This window comes from Salinivibrio kushneri, from assembly GCF_005280275.1.
Lineage (GTDB): Bacteria > Pseudomonadota > Gammaproteobacteria > Enterobacterales > Vibrionaceae > Salinivibrio > Salinivibrio kushneri.
On sequence record NZ_CP040021.1, the window covers coordinates 366,003 to 381,678 of the forward strand.

Annotated in this window: 19 protein-coding genes and 1 pseudogene; 7 read left to right on the plus strand and 13 right to left on the minus strand. The window is 52.6% G+C overall.

Annotated elements, in window-relative coordinates:
* Positions 1–21 precede the first annotated feature (21 nt).
* The 12 genes and pseudogenes from mgtE to FCN78_RS01845 all read right to left on the minus strand — a co-directional run bounded on the left by mgtE (position 22) and on the right by FCN78_RS01845 (position 9,398).
* Positions 22–1,388, minus strand: a pseudogene (mgtE, locus tag FCN78_RS01790) (magnesium transporter).
* Between the two features lie 135 nt (positions 1,389–1,523).
* On the minus strand, positions 1,524–1,799 hold the full coding sequence (locus FCN78_RS01795; RefSeq protein WP_069363303.1) for an HPr family phosphocarrier protein: 276 nt from the start codon (positions 1,797–1,799) through the stop codon (positions 1,524–1,526).
* Complete coding sequence (gene rapZ, locus FCN78_RS01800; protein ID WP_069363304.1) at positions 1,796–2,647, minus strand: RNase adapter RapZ; 852 nt, start codon at positions 2,645–2,647, stop codon at positions 1,796–1,798. The genes FCN78_RS01795 and rapZ overlap by 4 nt, the downstream gene beginning before the upstream one ends.
* Before the next feature lie 25 nt (positions 2,648–2,672).
* The gene (ptsN, locus tag FCN78_RS01805; RefSeq protein ID WP_069363305.1) at positions 2,673–3,116 is read right to left on the minus strand and encodes a PTS IIA-like nitrogen regulatory protein PtsN; all 444 of its coding nucleotides are present in this window, start codon (positions 3,114–3,116) and stop codon (positions 2,673–2,675) included.
* Positions 3,117–3,119: 3 nt separating this feature from the next.
* Complete coding sequence (gene hpf / locus FCN78_RS01810; protein ID WP_046073909.1) at positions 3,120–3,407, minus strand: ribosome hibernation promoting factor; 288 nt, start codon at positions 3,405–3,407, stop codon at positions 3,120–3,122.
* A 25-nt stretch (positions 3,408–3,432) separates the two neighbouring features.
* Positions 3,433–4,908: an RNA polymerase factor sigma-54 gene (locus tag FCN78_RS01815; RefSeq protein WP_077457699.1), complete on the minus strand. Its 1,476-nt coding sequence runs from the start codon at positions 4,906–4,908 to the stop codon at positions 3,433–3,435.
* 172 nt (positions 4,909–5,080) lie between these two features.
* Entirely contained in the window at positions 5,081–5,806 is a 726-nt protein-coding gene (gene lptB, locus FCN78_RS01820) for an LPS export ABC transporter ATP-binding protein (protein WP_046073911.1), read from the minus strand.
* An 8-nt stretch (positions 5,807–5,814) separates the two neighbouring features.
* On the minus strand, positions 5,815–6,348 hold the full coding sequence (gene lptA / locus FCN78_RS01825; RefSeq protein ID WP_077484491.1) for a lipopolysaccharide transport periplasmic protein LptA: 534 nt from the start codon (positions 6,346–6,348) through the stop codon (positions 5,815–5,817).
* The gene (lptC, locus tag FCN78_RS01830; RefSeq protein WP_069363307.1) at positions 6,329–6,892 is read right to left on the minus strand and encodes an LPS export ABC transporter periplasmic protein LptC; all 564 of its coding nucleotides are present in this window, start codon (positions 6,890–6,892) and stop codon (positions 6,329–6,331) included. The genes lptA and lptC overlap by 20 nt, the downstream gene beginning before the upstream one ends.
* Positions 6,889–7,449 carry a 3-deoxy-manno-octulosonate-8-phosphatase KdsC gene (gene kdsC / locus FCN78_RS01835; protein ID WP_077659038.1) on the minus strand — a complete coding sequence of 187 codons (561 nt, stop codon included), beginning with the start codon at positions 7,447–7,449 and terminating at the stop codon, positions 6,889–6,891. The genes lptC and kdsC overlap by 4 nt, the downstream gene beginning before the upstream one ends.
* The gene (locus FCN78_RS01840; RefSeq protein ID WP_077659039.1) at positions 7,449–8,423 is read right to left on the minus strand and encodes a KpsF/GutQ family sugar-phosphate isomerase; all 975 of its coding nucleotides are present in this window, start codon (positions 8,421–8,423) and stop codon (positions 7,449–7,451) included. Before FCN78_RS01840 ends, kdsC begins: the two co-directional genes overlap by 1 nt.
* A 12-nt stretch (positions 8,424–8,435) precedes the next feature.
* A complete protein-coding gene (locus tag FCN78_RS01845; RefSeq protein ID WP_046073915.1) occupies positions 8,436–9,398 on the minus strand; it encodes a calcium/sodium antiporter in 963 nt (320 codons plus the stop codon).
* Between the two features lie 460 nt (positions 9,399–9,858).
* Between FCN78_RS01845 and mlaF the strand changes: the two genes are divergently transcribed.
* Genes mlaF through murA form a run of 7 tightly spaced genes read left to right on the plus strand, consistent with a single transcriptional unit; the run spans position 9,859 to position 14,449 of the window.
* Positions 9,859–10,656 (plus strand): phospholipid ABC transporter ATP-binding protein MlaF, encoded by a 798-nt coding sequence (gene mlaF / locus FCN78_RS01850; protein WP_077659040.1) that lies wholly within the window; start codon positions 9,859–9,861, stop codon positions 10,654–10,656.
* Complete coding sequence (gene mlaE / locus FCN78_RS01855) at positions 10,656–11,435, plus strand: lipid asymmetry maintenance ABC transporter permease subunit MlaE (protein ID WP_369801985.1); 780 nt, start codon at positions 10,656–10,658, stop codon at positions 11,433–11,435. Before mlaF ends, mlaE begins: the two co-directional genes overlap by 1 nt.
* Before the next feature lie 2 nt (positions 11,436–11,437).
* Positions 11,438–11,917 carry an outer membrane lipid asymmetry maintenance protein MlaD gene (gene mlaD, locus FCN78_RS01860; protein ID WP_069363313.1) on the plus strand — a complete coding sequence of 160 codons (480 nt, stop codon included), beginning with the start codon at positions 11,438–11,440 and terminating at the stop codon, positions 11,915–11,917.
* 5 nt (positions 11,918–11,922) lie between these two features.
* Entirely contained in the window at positions 11,923–12,597 is a 675-nt protein-coding gene (mlaC, locus tag FCN78_RS01865; RefSeq protein WP_069363314.1) for a phospholipid-binding protein MlaC, read from the plus strand.
* Complete coding sequence (locus FCN78_RS01870) at positions 12,594–12,908, plus strand: STAS domain-containing protein (RefSeq protein WP_077600035.1); 315 nt, start codon at positions 12,594–12,596, stop codon at positions 12,906–12,908. Before mlaC ends, FCN78_RS01870 begins: the two co-directional genes overlap by 4 nt.
* A gap of 2 nt (positions 12,909–12,910) precedes the next feature.
* The gene (gene ibaG, locus FCN78_RS01875; protein WP_077484160.1) at positions 12,911–13,180 is read left to right on the plus strand and encodes a BolA family iron metabolism protein IbaG; all 270 of its coding nucleotides are present in this window, start codon (positions 12,911–12,913) and stop codon (positions 13,178–13,180) included.
* Between the two features lie 9 nt (positions 13,181–13,189).
* Positions 13,190–14,449, plus strand: a complete 1,260-nt coding sequence (gene murA / locus FCN78_RS01880; protein WP_069363317.1) for a UDP-N-acetylglucosamine 1-carboxyvinyltransferase — start codon at positions 13,190–13,192, stop codon at positions 14,447–14,449.
* A gap of 84 nt (positions 14,450–14,533) precedes the next feature.
* Here murA and degS read toward each other — a convergent pair whose 3' ends face one another.
* Positions 14,534–15,604, minus strand: a complete 1,071-nt coding sequence (gene degS / locus FCN78_RS01885) for an outer membrane-stress sensor serine endopeptidase DegS (RefSeq protein WP_077659041.1) — start codon at positions 15,602–15,604, stop codon at positions 14,534–14,536.
* Positions 15,605–15,676: the final 72 nt, after the last annotated feature.

Sequence of the window (15,676 nt, forward strand, 5' to 3'; positions counted from 1 at the left end):
GCCTTTTTTATACGACAGAGGCTAAGTAATAAATAAGGTAGCCAGCCCTAAAAAGGCGAGCAGACCGACCACATCGGTGACCGTGGTCAGCGCCATCCCCCCGCCAATGCCGGATCGATATTGTACTTTTTCAGCAACGTCGGTATCGCTACCCCAGCAATACCTGCGACAAACAGGTTAACCATCATCGCGCCTGAGATGATCAAGCCCAGCTCAATATTACCTTTCCATAACACCACTACACCGCCAATGATCATCGACCACACTAGGCCGTTAATCATGCCGACAGTGGCTTCTTTGGCCAACAGCCAGCGGGTGTTGGAATCACCAATATGGCCAACGGCCAGGCCGCGAATCACCAAGGCGACGGTCTGGTTACCGGCCACACCGCCCATGGAGGGAACAATGGTCATCAACACCGCAATCGCCGCCATTTTATCCAGGGTCCCTTCAAACATGTTGGACACCGAGGCCGCGGTTAACGCTGCCAACACATTGATCCCTAGCCAAATACTACGGCGACGCGCACTTTTAAACGCGGGGGCAAAGGTGTCTTCCTCGTCATCAAGACCTGCCATGCTCATCATTGAGTGTTCAGCGTCTTCACGAATAATGTCTACCACATCATCAATGGTGATCCGACCAACCAAGTGATTATGCTCATCCACCACGGGCGCAGAGACCCAATTACGGCGTTCAAACAAGCTGGCGACATCCCCGTCGTCCATGGTGACACTGATCGCTTCATCCGGGGCATCCATGATGTCAGCGATATCGGTATCCGGCTGGTTAACCAACAGGGCACTGATCGGCAAGTTACCAATCAAGCGGCCGTTGGGGTCGATCACATACAGGGTATCTGTGGTGTCGGGTAACTCACCGCGCATCCGCAAATAGCGCAATACCACATCCACGGTGACATCATCACGGATAGTGATGACGTCCGTGTTCATGATCCCGCCAGCGGACTCCTCGGGGTAAGAAAGGGCTTGCTGTACCCGCGTCCTGTCTTGGGCGTCCATTTCCGCCAGCACGTCTTGGGACACGTCTTGCGGTAGGCTGCGGAGCAAGTAAGCCACATCATCGGTTTCCATCCCCTCCGTCGCTGCCGCGAGCTGGTCAGGGGCCATGCGAACCATGATGCCGTCTTTCACATCTTCTGATAGCTCATCAAGGATCTCACCTTGATCTTCAGGATCGGTGAGCTGCCAAAGCACTAGACGGCCTTTCGGTGGAGAGGCCTCTAAAAGGTGTGCTATGTCTTCTGGCTCCATGTCCTCGAGCATACGGCGTACGCGAACGAACATCCCTTGCTCGAGCAATTGAGTGACTTCTTGGAGCCGTTGGTGGGTTAGGTTACTTTGTTCTTGTTCTAGTGTTTCTGCCATCGGCCACTCCCCCAAATGCAATGACTAAAATTCTAACCCAATCAGGGGAGTCTGTCGCATGACAAATCGGTTATCGGCGGGATTTAGCGCGATTCAACGCGCTGGTCTGCGCAGTGGCATAGAAGGGGAGACGATTTAGCTGTCTTCGTCGAAGCCGGCTTCAAATAATGCTTTCACGGCATCGAGAGCAGGCGATGCTTGTGGGCCAGTGGCTGAAACGGTAATGGTTTCACCTTGCGCCGATTCCAGCATCAGCATCGCCATCACACTGTCAGCCGTCGCGGATTTATCCGCGCTTTGCAGTATCACATCAGCATCATAATCTTGCATCAGTTCCACTAATTTGATCGCCGCGCGCGCATGCAAACCTAAGCGGTTACGAATACACACTTGAGCCGATATCGAGGTCACTGTTTTTGCTCCAAGGTACGGTGACGTGTTTGCACTTGCTCGCCCAGCTCCTGAAAATAATCCGATAAGTATTGCGCGACATACACCGAGCGGTGTTTGCCCCCAGTACAGCCAATCGCCACGGTGACATAACTACGGTTGTTATTTTTAAGCGCAGGTAACCAAGACTCGAGAAACCCTTTAATCTGCGCCACTAACATTGCCACGTCAGGCTGGGCGGCAAGAAACATACGCACCGGTTTTTCCAAGCCAGTATGAGGGCGGAGCGCGGGCTCCCAGTGTGGATTGGGGAGAAAGCGAACATCAAACACATAATCGGCATCGGCAGGCAAGCCATGTTTAAAGCCAAAAGATTCAAACACCATCACCAAATCACTACTGGTGCGACCTAGCACCAATGAACGTACGGACTCACTTAAGTCGTGAATCGACAAGCCCGTGGTGTTAATCACCCGATCCGCGTGCTCTTTAATTGGCGCCATCTGCTGACGCTCGGCCAAAATGGCTTGCTCTAAAGAAAGGTTTTGGCGAGACAGTGGATGCAACCGACGCGTTTCACTGAAGCGTTTAATCAGATCTTTATCGTCGGCGTCTAAATAGTACACAGTAACATCGCAGATGTCGCGCAGCGCCGCCAAGGTGTCGGCAACCGGTTCTTTAGCGTTAGGGAAATTGCGAATATCGAGACTGACCGCAATCTTGGCGTCCACATCGTCTTGAGAGACCACAAAGTCACGCAGTAAGTTGACGGGCAGGTTATCAACGCAGTAATAGCCAAGATCTTCCAGCACCCGCAATGCCACTGACTTTCCTGAGCCGGAACGGCCACTAACAATTTTTAGCATCATAGTTCGCTCCCGTCAGCATTGCCCATTATTGGGTAATGATATTGTACAGCTCTTGGTCTGAATTAGCATTGCGCAGTTGACGACACAGCTTTTTGTCATTCAACTTCTCGGCAATCGCGGACAGGGTTTGCAGGTGTACCTTGCACTGCTCGTCGGGCACCAGTAGCGCGAACAGCAGATCGACAGGCCGTTTGTCCACCGCATCAAACTCAATGGGCTGGGCGCATTGTAGCAGCACCCCCACGGCATGTTGGCTATCGAGTGTGCGACCATGGGGAATGGCAATCCCCGCTCCTATGCCGGTCGTCCCCAGCTTTTCGCGACTTAGCATGCATTCAAACAAGGTTTGTGCGTTGGTGCCTAGCTTGTCCGCAGCAACCTGGCTGATAATTTCCAGTGCGCGTTTCTTGCTAGAGCAGTGGACGGCACTGCGGGTGCAGTCCACTGACAGTACTTCTTTCAGTTCCATAGCTTAGTGCTGTTTGAGCTTTTCTTTGTGTTTACTCAGTTGCTTGACCAGCTTATCGGTCAGCCCATCGATGGCCGCATACATATCATGCGATTGTGCTTTTGCATGGATCTCCCCGTTGTTGACGTGGAGCGTTGCTTCTGCAATCTGGTCGAGCTTTTGGACATTCAGTACAACATGGACATTATTAATGTGCTCGAAAAAGCGCTCGAGTTTAGCAAACTTGGTCTCCACATACTCGCGTAGTGGTGGCGTGACGTCGACAGACTGTCCGGTCAGATTGATTTGCATACACACTTTCCTTCTGTTGAGGCGCCTATAGTAGACGCTTACGCTGGTTTGACGGTGCAATACCTAGAGATTCTCGGTACTTAGCAATGGTCCGTCGTGCAACTTTAATGCCTTGCTCGGCCAGCAATGTGGCAATCTTACTGTCGCTAAGCGGCTTATTAGCCGGCTCGTCAGCGACCAATTTTTTGATCAGTGCGCGAATTGCTGTGGATGAGCACTCGCCGCCATTGTCGGTACTGACGTGACTAGAGAAAAAGTACTTCAGCTCGAAAATACCGCGTGGCGTATGCATGAACTTTTGGGTGGTCACACGGGAGATGGTTGATTCATGCATATCGACATCCAAGGCGATGTCGTTAAGCACCATCGGCTTCATGGCCTCTTCCCCATACTCAAAGAAGTCATGCTGATGTTCGACAATACAGCGTGCTACCTTCAGCAAGGTGTCATTGCGGCTCTCGAGGCTTTTGATCAGCCACTTGGCTTCTTGCAGGTGTGAGCGAATAAACTGGCTATCAGAAGGGCTACACCCATTACGGCCATAGGCGGCGTATTGCTCATTCACTTTTAGTTTGGGCACACTATCTGGGTTGATTTGAACCACCCACTGACCTTGATGCTTAAACACGGAGACATCAGGGACGACGTATTCGGCCTCGTTGGTCACAATCAAGTTACCTGGGCGTGGCTCGAGGCTATGAATCAATTGCATCACGGATTTAAGCTCAGGCTCTTTTAGCCGGGTTTCACGCATCAACTGGCGATAATCACGGTTGGCGAGCAAGTCCATGTGTTCGGTGAGCACCTTCCGCGCGTCATCCAGCCAAGGGGTATCGGCGTCGTAGGTTGCCAGTTGCAGCATCAAGCACTCTTGCAGTGTGCGAGAGGCAACGCCTAGGGGATCAAAATGCTGCACGCGTTTGAGCACCGCTTCGACTTCGTCAAGTTCAATCTCTTCGCTGCCTAAGCTATCGAGGATCTCTTCGGTACTCACTGACAGGTAACCTTGATCGTCCACCGCATCAATGATCGCCATCGCAATCACCTGATCGTTTTCCGAAAAAGGCGTCAGCTCGAGCTGCCATTTTAAGTAGTCGTATAGCGTTTGGGTGGTTTCGCCTTGATAAACCGGTTGGTCGTCGTATCCGCTGGCACCTGCGCCCGTGTTGCCCGTGCCAGCCGAGTAGAGATGATCCCAGGTAGTATCGACCGGGAGATCGTCTGGCATTTCGTTCTTTTCAAACGCGTCAGAGGTTTCCATGGTGTCGGCGCTGGCGGTTGCAGTTTCTTGTGCGTCCGCGTCTTTATCATGGGATGGCTCGTGCTGAGTGGCCTCTTGCTCTTGGCCCTCGTCATGCTCCAACAGCGGGTTACTTTCCAACGCTTCTTGGATTTCCTGTTGCAAGTCCAGCGTCGACAGTTGCAACAGACGGATCGCCTGTTGCAACTGCGGTGTCATTGCGAGTTGTTGTCCAAGCTTAAGCTGAAGCGTGGGTTTCATAGAGGCGGTACACCTTTCCTTATTTCAACGACCGAAGAGGTTAAAAACGCTTGCTCTGGCTAACAGGGCAAGCGCTCTTTAGTAACTATAGCCTTGATTGGCAGTTTGTAGCGTGAGCCAGTCCACTATATTTTATCCGAACACGCTCACCAAGCTGGCATGATCGGGCGCACTAGAGTTTGAATTGATCACCCAAATAGACCCGTTTGACATGCTCATCATTAAGCACTTCATCAGGGGTGCCGTGTGCAATCAAGTGTCCTTGGCTGACAATGTAAGCATGTTCACAGACACTGAGCGTTTCGCGCACATTGTGGTCGGTGATCAATACGCCTAAGCCACGATCACGTAAATGCTCGATGATTTTCTTAATATCGATCACCGATATCGGATCGACCCCGGCAAAGGGCTCATCCAGCAAAATAAATTTCGGATTGGCGGCCAATGCACGCGCGATTTCTACCCGACGGCGTTCACCGCCGGATAAGGCCATCCCCAAGCTGTCACGGATATGCTGGATATTAAACTCATCGAGCAAATCTTCTGCCTTGTCTTGGCGCTCTTCTTTGCTTAGCGACTTACGGGTTTGTAGCACCGCCATCAGGTTATCGTAGACGCTCAGCTTACGAAATATCGACGCCTCTTGTGGCAAGTAGCCGATCCCCAAGCGTGAGCGGTTATGCATCGGCTGAATGCTGATGTCTTTGTCATCGATATAGATGGCCCCTTCGTCACGAGCGACCAAGCCGACAATCATGTAAAACGAGGTGGTTTTACCCGCACCGTTAGGGCCTAAAAGACCAACAATTTCACCGGATTTCACTTCTAAGCTGACATCGGCGACCACCTTTCGCCCTTTATAACTTTTGGCCAGATTGGCCGCTGTGAGTGTTGCCATGTCGCCTCTTATTGCTCGTCTGACGTGGATGCATCCTGAGAGGATGACGACTTGGTGCTCGGCTGCAAAATCGTGGTGACGCGTTTGGTGCTATCACTTTCTGCCACAAGCTGTTGCTTGTCGATTTCATAGGTGATCACGTTGCCTTCCACCTGATTGCCACTTTGCTCAAGCATCGCATTGGTCGACATTTTAAGAAATTCATTGCCCACTTCGTAGCGCAGCTTGTTGGCTTCGCCATGAATCTCTTTGCCATCGTCCATGGTTTGCTCAAACGTGGCCGGCTTGCCATAGGCTTCGATGGTTTCATCCCCCTCTTGGCCCTCCGGGCGAATCACGATCAGTTTATCAGCCAAGATTTTAATGCTGCCTTGGGTCAGGACCACATTCTGGGTAAAGGTCACCGTGTTGGTGGCCATATCCAGGTGCTGGCTTTCTGATTGAATGTGAATAGGTTGCTCAGTATCACTGCTTAGAGCCAGTGAGTAATGCGACAGTAGCAACATGGCACCTGCCAGCGCTTTAACGAGGGGTCGTTTCATATCGGCCTCTAACATCGTCTAACAATTCCATCTGGTGGTTACCGAAATTTCCTTTCACCCGTTGACCTTTGGTTTGAAAACGGGTGCCGGTGATCGTCGTCGGACTCTCAGACCAAAAATCTCGCGTGGTGAGATTCAAGGTCACCGAATCAGTGGCTACCGAATCTATTTGTGCATTCGGTAGTAGGTTAAAAATGCGCACGTTGCCCGTCATGGTCAACAGGTGGTCATCGGACAATATTGCGTAGTCTGCACTCACCCGCCACTCTTCCTCTGTGCCTGCTTTGTACGTCCACAGAACGGGTTCATTAAAGTGGGTTTCATCAATCTTGGCATAATGCTCAAGATGCTTGGCGTGTACGGTGTAGCTGCGCACACCATCCGCATCATATTGCACAGTTTGGATCGCTTCGCCAGTAAAAAGCGGCTTTTCAGCATCAGGGGTAACCTGTTGTACTTGCTGCCAGCCATGCTGCACCAATAGATAGTAACCGCTTACGCTACAAAGCACGACCAATAGAAGCAGGCCAAGCCGCCGGATCATAAACTCAAGCCCTTGTGTTGGTCGAGTTCACCACGCGCCTCTAACATGAGATCGCACACTTCACGCACGGCGCCGAAGCCACCGCCTGTTTGCGTGACAAAGTGCGCGCGACGCTTAAGGAGTGGATGACCATCCGCGACACAGCAGGCAAGCCCGACTTTCTCCATCACCGGCCAATCAATTAAGTCATCGCCCATATAGGCGGTGTGGGCGGGTAAAACATCAATATGGCGGCACAAGTCTTGATACGCCGAAAGTTTATCACTTTGTCCTTGATACACATGTTGGACACCGAGCGCCTGCATGCGGTTCGCGACAATCTGCGATTGGCGGCCAGTGATCACCGCGACCTCAATGCCGGCATTCATGATCGATTTGATGCCATACCCATCACGGGTATGGAACGCCTTGAGCTCTTCGCCATGATTGCCCATGTAAACGCGACCATCGGAGAACACGCCATCAATATCACAAATCAGCAACTTTATCGCCGCGGCACGTTGAAATACGTCGGCGGCTACAGGGCCATAAAGGGTGTCAATCACAGTGGAAGCCATTACATTACTCCGGCTTTTAAAAGGTCATGCATGTTAAGGGCGCCAAGCAGCTGGCCGTTTTTGGCAACCAGCAACCCGTTAATTTTACGCTCTTCCATGAGTTTGAGTCCTTCTGCCGCCAGCAGTTCCGGCTCAATGGTGACCGGGTTTTTCGACATCACCGAGCCGATGGTGGTGGTGTGCAGGTCAATGCGCATATCCAGCAAGCGGCGCAAATCACCATCGGTAAACACGCCCGTGAGTTGCCCATGACTATCAACAATCGCTGTCATGCCTAGGCCTTTTTCTGACACCTCTAAAAGCGCATCACGGACGGTGGCGGAGTCCTCAACCACGGGTAAGCGCTCGTCTTGGTGCATTAAATCACTGATACGTAATAATAGCTTACGCCCCAGTGCGCCGCCGGGGTGGGAGAGGGCAAAGTCGTTCGCGGTAAAGCCTCTGGCTTGCATCAACGCCATCGCGAGGGCATCGCCCATCACTAAGGTGGCGGTGGTGCTGGAGGTGGGGGCCAAGGCCAATGGGCAGGCTTCTTGCGGGACATGAATATTAAGATTCACTTTCGCGAGCTGACCCATGCTGGAATTAGGGTTGCCGGTCATACAGACCAAGGGGATCCCGAGGCGTTTAATCACGGGCAGCAAGGTTAAGATTTCACCGGCTTCCCCCGAGTTGGAAATGGCCAGTACCACATCACCTTGGTTTATCATTCCCAGATCGCCGTGGCTGGCTTCCCCTGGATGGACAAAAAACGCGGGCGTCCCCGTGCTGGCCAATGTCGCGGCGATTTTTTTACCAATATGGCCGGATTTACCCATGCCCATCACCACCACTTTCCCCGTGGCATGTAAGATGAGTTGGCAAGCGGCCGCGAAGTGGTCATCGATCGCCGTTTTTAGCTGCGCAATCGCGTCTTGCTCAATGTTGAGCACATCAAGCCCTGCGCGGCGAAAATCAAAACTGTAATCACTCATACTCGTGTCCGTTTAGGCTGCTGCGTTAACAAACAGGTAGCCTTGATAGCCGATATAACAAAGGAGAAAAACAGCGCCTTCAATGCGGTTGATGCTACGTGATTTACCGAGTGCAAAAATCAGCAACATGATGGAAAGCACCAACATAATATAATAATCGCGGCTCATGGCATACTCACTGATCGCTGAGGGGTTGAGTAATCCTGGGATCCCCATCACCGCGAGAATATTGAACACGTTTGAGCCGATAATATTGCCGACGGCCAAATCATCTTCCCCTTTCATTACCCCCGCTATCGACGCGGCGAGCTCAGGCAAGCTGGTGCCAATGGCGATGATGGTCAAGCCGATCACCAAATCGCTCATGCCAAAGTACTGCGCGATGGTCACCGCCGAGTCAACCACTTGATCGGAAGAGACCAGCAGCAATGGCAAACCAATGATGATCCACAGCACCGCTTTCAGGTTACTGACATCATTAGGAATATCCGACTGTTGGTCGGCCAGTATTGGATCGGTGCCACCCGAGTCTTTGCCGATTTTTAGCATCATTAGGATGAAAATCACAAACAGGGTGAACAGCCCCACCCCTTCAAAAAAGCCCAGGTGGTTGTTCCAAAGCAGCACCCCAGCCAAGACGGTGACCCCTAACATCAAAGGCAGCTCGCGGCGAATAATGGTCGAGCCGATAGAAAGGGGCTTGATCAACGCGGTAAAGCCGAGGATTAACGCGATGTTGGCGATATTCGAGCCCAACACATTTCCTACGGCGGTGTCGGTTTTATCTGCTAAGGCAGCATTGGCCGAGACCATCATCTCGGGGGCGGAGGAGCCCATGGCCAGAATAGTCATCCCGATCACCAGCGGAGAGACGCCGTAGTTTTTCGCGATTGCTGCCGCGCCGAACACTAATCGGTCGGCACTCCACACTAGCACGATGAGTCCAACAATGAGTATGGCAACCGCTATGACCATGACACCTATCCTTTGCGTTTATTGATTGGGTTCAAATGAGGTGCAATTCTGACGGCTAACGGGGTAAATGTGAAGCGAAAAGCCCGTGCTTTAGCGATGAAATCAGCGATTTCATTCATCAACATGAGAGTTGTCGCCGTGAAACGGTCGCCATGAAATGGTCGCCATGAAAGAACACGATAAAACGATAGCCACGAAAGGATGGTTAGCCATACAGAGGCTGTCGGCAGTGGTTATTGGCTGACCGGGATCGCGTTTGGCAATACCTGGGCGTACTTGGCGTTACATTTACCGGACGTAAGCTGACCGATGTCTGACACGAAAAGCGAAAAGAAGCTGCTATTATCAGGGATAAGTCACGTCCTGCGGGCGCTGAGGTGCGGCGTGGCTTGTGTTAGGGTGGGTGACGCCTTATTATCAGCCACTTCATTTTGTTCCTTTATAACCATGAGATGCGGCCATGGCAGCACAGAGCCTGATAGATATCAGTGGGATGACTTTCTCACGGGGCAATCGATGCATTTTTGACAATATTGATTTGCAAGTGCCACGTGGCCAGGTAACCGCGATCATGGGGCCATCAGGCATTGGCAAAACCACCTTGCTACGTTTGATTGCCGGTCAGCTTAAACCGGATGCGGGCGAGATTGTGTTTGATGGTCACGCCATTCCTACTCTAGGACGACGCAAGCTGTTTGAAGTCCGTCAGCGTATGAGTATGCTGTTCCAATCAGGGGCGCTGTTCACCGATATGTCGGTGTTTGACAATGTCGCCTTTCCGCTGCGCGAACATACCGCTTTAGACGAGTCATTGATCCACACCATCGTGATGCTTAAGTTAGAAGCGGTGGGGTTGCGTGGTGCACACGACTTAATGCCCAGTGATCTGTCTGGCGGCATGGCACGTCGTGCAGCACTCGCACGCTCGATAGCCCTCGATCCTGAACTGATTTTGTTTGATGAGCCCTTTGTCGGCCAAGACCCGATTACCATGGGCGTACTGGTCACCTTGATCCGCCAACTCAACCAAGCACTAGGGTTGACCTGTGTGGTGGTCTCACACGATGTCCCTGAGGTGATGAGCATTGCCGATCAGGTTTATTTACTGGCTGATAGCCGCATTATCGCCAGTGGCTCGCCCCAGTCGCTGCGTGACAACCCTGATCCATGGGTCAAACAATTCTTAGAAGGCCATCCCGATGGCCCTGTGCCTTTTCGCTATCCCGCTGGCGAGTTAACGCAGGAGATTTTCCGGTGATCAGAACACAAATTGAAGATGTGGGCCGCCGGGCGATGCGTGTGGCCGAGTCCATGGGCCGTGCAACCTTTGTGATGGCAGGCGCACTGATTGGCCGTCCGCAGCCGAGCAAAACCTTTCCATTGTTGGTCAAACAGCTTTATTCGGTGGGCGTTCGCTCACTGGCGATCATCATGGTGTCCGGCTTATTTATTGGCATGGTACTGAGCTTGCAAGGCTATCTGGTATTGTCAGACTTTGGCGCGGAAACCAGCCTTGGGCAAATGGTGGCCTTGTCGCTGCTGCGTGAGCTTGGCCCCGTGGTGACCGCCTTGCTGTTTGCCGGACGCGCCGGGTCAGCACTGACCGCAGAAATAGGCTTGATGAAAGCCACCGAGCAGCTCTCTAGCCTTGAAATGATGGCGGTCGACCCGCTACGCCGAGTGATTGCCCCGCGTTTTTGGGCGGGCGTAATCGCCATGCCACTGCTGGCCGTCATTTTTATGCTGGTGGGCATTTGGGGTGGCGAGTTAGTTGGCGTCGACTGGAAAGGCATTGATCACGGCAGTTTCTGGTCAGTGATGCAAGCGTCGGTTGATCTGGGTTATGACGTGGGCAACGCCCTGATCAAAAGCGTGGTATTTGCGGTGGCTGTGACCTGGATTGCGCTTTTTAACGGCTATGATGCCACGCCGACATCGGAAGGGATCAGCCGCGCCACCACACGTACTGTGGTACATTCATCGTTGGCCGTGCTTGGCCTTGACTTTGTCCTTACTGCACTCATGTTTGGGAATTAATCATGCAACAGAGTCGTAAAACAGAATTTTGGGTAGGCTGCTTTGTCATTGCGGGCATTGCAGCGTTATTGGTCTTGGCGTTTCAAGTGGCAGATGTCCAACGTTGGGGGCGGGCGGATACCTATACCTTAACCGCTGAGTTCGACAATATTGGTGGTTTGAAAGTACGCTCACCCGTCAAGGTGGGCGGCGTGACAGTCGGCCAGGTCACAGATATTTCTTTGAATGCAGAGACGTATGTCCCTCAGGTTACCTTGCAAATAAACGCGGACGCCGGGCGCTTTCCGGAATCAAGTTCGGCCTCGATTTATACCGCGGGGTTATTGGGCGAGCAGTACATTGGTATTACCCCAGGTTTCGTGGATGAAGCCCTCGGCATTGGCTATCTCGAGGCGGGAGATAAAATTCAGGACACCAAATCGGCACTGGTGCTAGAAGACTTGATCGGTCAATTCCTCTACAGCATGGGTGACAAGGAGTAAACAGCATGAAGAAGACATTGATCGCACTGGGTAGCGCCATTTGCTTAATGGTTTCTAGCCTTAGTTCTGTGGCGCAGGCCAGTGAGCCGGTTGATCAATCCAACCCTTATCAGCTGATTGAGCAAGTTGCGGACAACACGTTTAGTCGCTTGCGTAAAGATCGCACCTTATTCCGCGCCGATCCGGACTTGCTGCGAGATGTGGTGAAAGACGAGTTGCTGCCTTATATCCATACCCGGTATGCGGCATCGTTGGTGTTAGGGGCGCAGTATTATCGCAAAGCGACACCGGCGCAGCGTGATGCCTTTACCGAGGCCTTCACTGAATACATGATTGCTTCTTATGCCCAAATCCTGCTCGAATATGATGACCAGGCCGTCGAGGTACAAAAAGATCAGCCGATTGCCCCGGACGATAAAATTGTCAAAGTGCGGGTGGACATTACCGACCCATCACGACCGCCAATTCGCCTTGATTTTAGTTTACGTAAAAATTCTCGGACAGGAAATTGGCAAGCCTATGACGTCACCGCTGAGGGGGTGAGTATGATCCAGTCTAAGCAGTCGGAGTGGAAAGCGCCGCTACGTCGTGATGGCATTGATTCGGTCATCGAACAATTAAAAACCTTGGCTGAGCGCCCCATCCGTCGCGAAGACAAGCAAAAACAGGACGCCTCATGAGCATCCGCTTAACCGCCGGGGACGGGCAACAGTATCACTTGTCAGGGCGATTAGATCGTGACACAGTGCCTGACTTTTGGCGTCAGCGTGACCAGTGGCTCCCCGCCGACACCGCCTTTAGCCTGGATTTAAGCGCGTTGTCACGCGTCGATTCCGCCGGTATGGCGATGTTGCTACACCTTGATAAGCAACTACGTAGCCAGGGGCAACAGGTGCGTTATCAAGGGGTGCCCGAGCAACTTAAATTGTTGTTAACGCTGAGTAATTTAGACACATTTTTTGACGATGCTGAGCATCAAGAAGGGGTTTAAACGTGGAAGCAAGCGAAGTTAAAGCCATTTTAGAGGCCGCTTTTTCAGAAAAGGCTTTGTCAGTGGACGAGCTGCACGTCAAAGGCGATGGCAGCCACTTTGAAGTGATTGCTGTGGCAGAGATGTTTGACGGGATGTCACGTGTGAAAAAGCAACAAACGATCTATGGTCCGCTAACGGATCACATTGCGCGTAATGATATTCATGCGGTCAGCATTAAAGCGATGACACCAGCTGAGTGGGCACGCGATAAAAAGCTGATGCAGCTGTAAGAGGGTCTGATGCAAAAGTTTCGAGTGACGGGCAATGGCCCGCTAAAAGGTGAAGTGGCCATTTCCGGCGCGAAAAATGCCGCCCTCCCGATTTTATTTGCTTCATTACTCGCTGAAGAGCCGGTCGAGGTGGCGAATGTCCCTAAACTGCGTGACATTGATACCACCATGGCACTGTTATCTCGCCTGGGTGCCAAGGTGAGCCGCAACGGCTCTGTCCATGTGGATGCCAGTGACATCACCGAGCTGTGTGCGCCGTATGATTTAGTCAAAACCATGCGCGCGTCTATTTGGGCGCTTGGGCCTTTGGTAGCACGCTTTGGTAAAGGCGAAGTGTCATTGCCAGGCGGCTGCGCGATTGGTGCCCGCCCAGTAGACTTGCACATTAATGGCCTTGAGCAGCTGGGTGCCACTATTACCTTGGATGAAGGCTATGTGCGTGCGACCGTGGATGGCCGCTTGCAAGGGGCGCATATTGTGATGGACAAAGTCAGCGTCGGCGCGACGGTCACCATCATGAGCGCGGCCACTCTGGCTGACGGCACCACAGTGATTGAAAACGCGGCGCGTGAGCCAGAAATCGTTGATACTGCCAAGTTCCTCAACATGCTGGGTGCCAAGGTGTCAGGTGCAGGCACGGATCGGATTGAAATTGAGGGGGTAGAACGCCTCGGCGGCGGCAAGCACTCAGTGGTGGCCGATCGGATTGAAACCGGCACCTTCTTGGTGGCCGCGGCCGTGTCTGGTGGGCATATTATTTGCCGCCATACCTCGCCCGAGTTACTCGAAGCGGTATTGCACAAGCTCGAAGAGGCGGGGGCGAAGGTCGTCACCGGTGATGATTTTATCGAACTCGATATGACCGACCGCGAGCTAAAAGCGGTGAATGTACGCACCGCACCGCATCCCGGGTTTCCGACTGATATGCAAGCCCAGTTTAGCCTGCTTAATTTGGTGGCCAAGGGCACGGGCATTATCACCGAAACCATCTTTGAAAACCGCTTTATGCATGTGCCTGAACTGCAGCGCATGGGCGCTCATGCAGAAATTGAGGGCAATACCGTGATCTGTGGTGACACCGACAGCTTAAGCGGGGCGCAAGTGATGGCGACCGATTTGCGCGCCTCGGCGAGCCTCGTGATTGCAGGTTGTATCGCCAAGGGCGAGACCATTGTCGATCGCATTTATCATATCGATAGAGGCTATGAGCGTATCGAGGATAAACTTCAAGCCTTGGGCGCGAAAATAGAGCGGATTGACGCGGCGTAACCTCGCCTGCACTCGATACACAAACGCCAGCACCCAGCTGGCGTTTTTGATGGCGTGAAGCGATAAGCGCAGAGACCGACAGCGTTAGCGGCGCTGCCTTTCATCGCCCACCTTGACCGGCAGAGTCAGGGTCTCACCATCACGAATAAGGGTCACATCTAGCGTGGAGCCTGGGCGCGTATCGGTGACCATATCCATGGCACTGCGTGCGCCACGTACCGCTTGCCCATCAATCTTAATAATTAAATCTTGCGGTTGGATGCCGGCTTTATCCGCCGGTCCCCCTTGGTCAACTCCAGACACCATCACTCCTCGTTGCTGCTCGGCATCCAGCAGGCGCGCCATTACCGGATTCACATCACGACCATCAATCCCGATATAGCCTCGGATCACTCGGCCATCGGCAATCAGTTTATTCATGATTTTTTCAGTCAACCCGTAGGGAATAGCAAACGAGATGCCATAGGTTTCCAAATCGGTGGCTTGCTGGAATGAGGCGGTATTAATACCCACCAACTCGCCGCGGCTGTTGACCAAGGCGCCGCCAGAGTTCCCTCGGTTGATCGCGGCATCGGTTTGTAAAAAGTCTTGGCGGCCATAAAAGCTCATCCCGGTACGCCCGGTCGCGGAAATAATGCCATAAGTGGTGGTTTGGCCGAGGTTATAGGGGTTACCAATCGCGAGCACCGTATCGCCCACCGCGGGCTGATAGCGCTCGTTGACCGGGATCACGGGTAAGTTATCGGCTTGTACTTTGATCACCGCTAAGTCGGTGCGCTGGTCTTTACCCACCATCTGGGCGGTGAAAATACGGCCATCTTGCAACGCCACAATCACCTGATCGGCCTCGGCGACCACGTGATAGTTAGTGACAATATAGCCCTTAGCGCTCATGATCACCCCAGAGCCTAACCCCTGAGTGTTGAGGGCTAATCGTTCGTTACCAGTGTAGTTGCGGGTGTAAATATTGACCACTGCCGGCGACGCGCGCTTAACCGCGTAATTGAACGACACCAGCTCCACGGGATCGTCCTCGATGCTGTCTGCCATTGAAAAGCCGGATAGCAGACCCGAGCGTAAGTCTGGCACCGCTACCAACAATAAAGCAGCCGTCACCAAGCCAATAATCACAGAGCGAATCAATAACGCCAGCATAAATAATGCCATCCTCAAGCAACTTAACGCGGAGCTAGAGAATAGCATTGTCAGCGCGGGTTGGGGAAATCA

Coding starts and splice junctions, on each gene's coding strand:
- rapZ (WP_069363304.1), bottom strand. CDS start 2,647: ATGATGCTAAAAATTGTTAGTGGCCGTTCCGGCTCAGGAAAGTCAGTG.
- ptsN (WP_069363305.1), bottom strand. CDS start 3,116: ATGGAACTGAAAGAAGTACTGTCAGTGGACTGCACCCGCAGTGCCGTC.
- hpf (WP_046073909.1), bottom strand. CDS start 3,407: ATGCAAATCAATCTGACCGGACAGTCTGTCGACGTCACGCCACCACTA.
- FCN78_RS01815 (WP_077457699.1), bottom strand. CDS start 4,908: ATGAAACCCACGCTTCAGCTTAAGCTTGGACAACAACTCGCAATGACA.
- lptB (WP_046073911.1), bottom strand. CDS start 5,806: ATGGCAACACTCACAGCGGCCAATCTGGCCAAAAGTTATAAAGGGCGA.
- lptA (WP_077484491.1), bottom strand. CDS start 6,348: ATGAAACGACCCCTCGTTAAAGCGCTGGCAGGTGCCATGTTGCTACTG.
- lptC (WP_069363307.1), bottom strand. CDS start 6,892: ATGATCCGGCGGCTTGGCCTGCTTCTATTGGTCGTGCTTTGTAGCGTA.
- kdsC (WP_077659038.1), bottom strand. CDS start 7,449: ATGGCTTCCACTGTGATTGACACCCTTTATGGCCCTGTAGCCGCCGAC.
- FCN78_RS01840 (WP_077659039.1), bottom strand. CDS start 8,423: ATGAGTGATTACAGTTTTGATTTTCGCCGCGCAGGGCTTGATGTGCTC.
- FCN78_RS01845 (WP_046073915.1), bottom strand. CDS start 9,398: ATGGTCATAGCGGTTGCCATACTCATTGTTGGACTCATCGTGCTAGTG.
- mlaF (WP_077659040.1), top strand. CDS start 9,859: ATGGCAGCACAGAGCCTGATAGATATCAGTGGGATGACTTTCTCACGG.
- mlaD (WP_069363313.1), top strand. CDS start 11,438: ATGCAACAGAGTCGTAAAACAGAATTTTGGGTAGGCTGCTTTGTCATT.
- mlaC (WP_069363314.1), top strand. CDS start 11,923: ATGAAGAAGACATTGATCGCACTGGGTAGCGCCATTTGCTTAATGGTT.
- FCN78_RS01870 (WP_077600035.1), top strand. CDS start 12,594: ATGAGCATCCGCTTAACCGCCGGGGACGGGCAACAGTATCACTTGTCA.
- murA (WP_069363317.1), top strand. CDS start 13,190: ATGCAAAAGTTTCGAGTGACGGGCAATGGCCCGCTAAAAGGTGAAGTG.
- degS (WP_077659041.1), bottom strand. CDS start 15,604: ATGCTGGCGTTATTGATTCGCTCTGTGATTATTGGCTTGGTGACGGCT.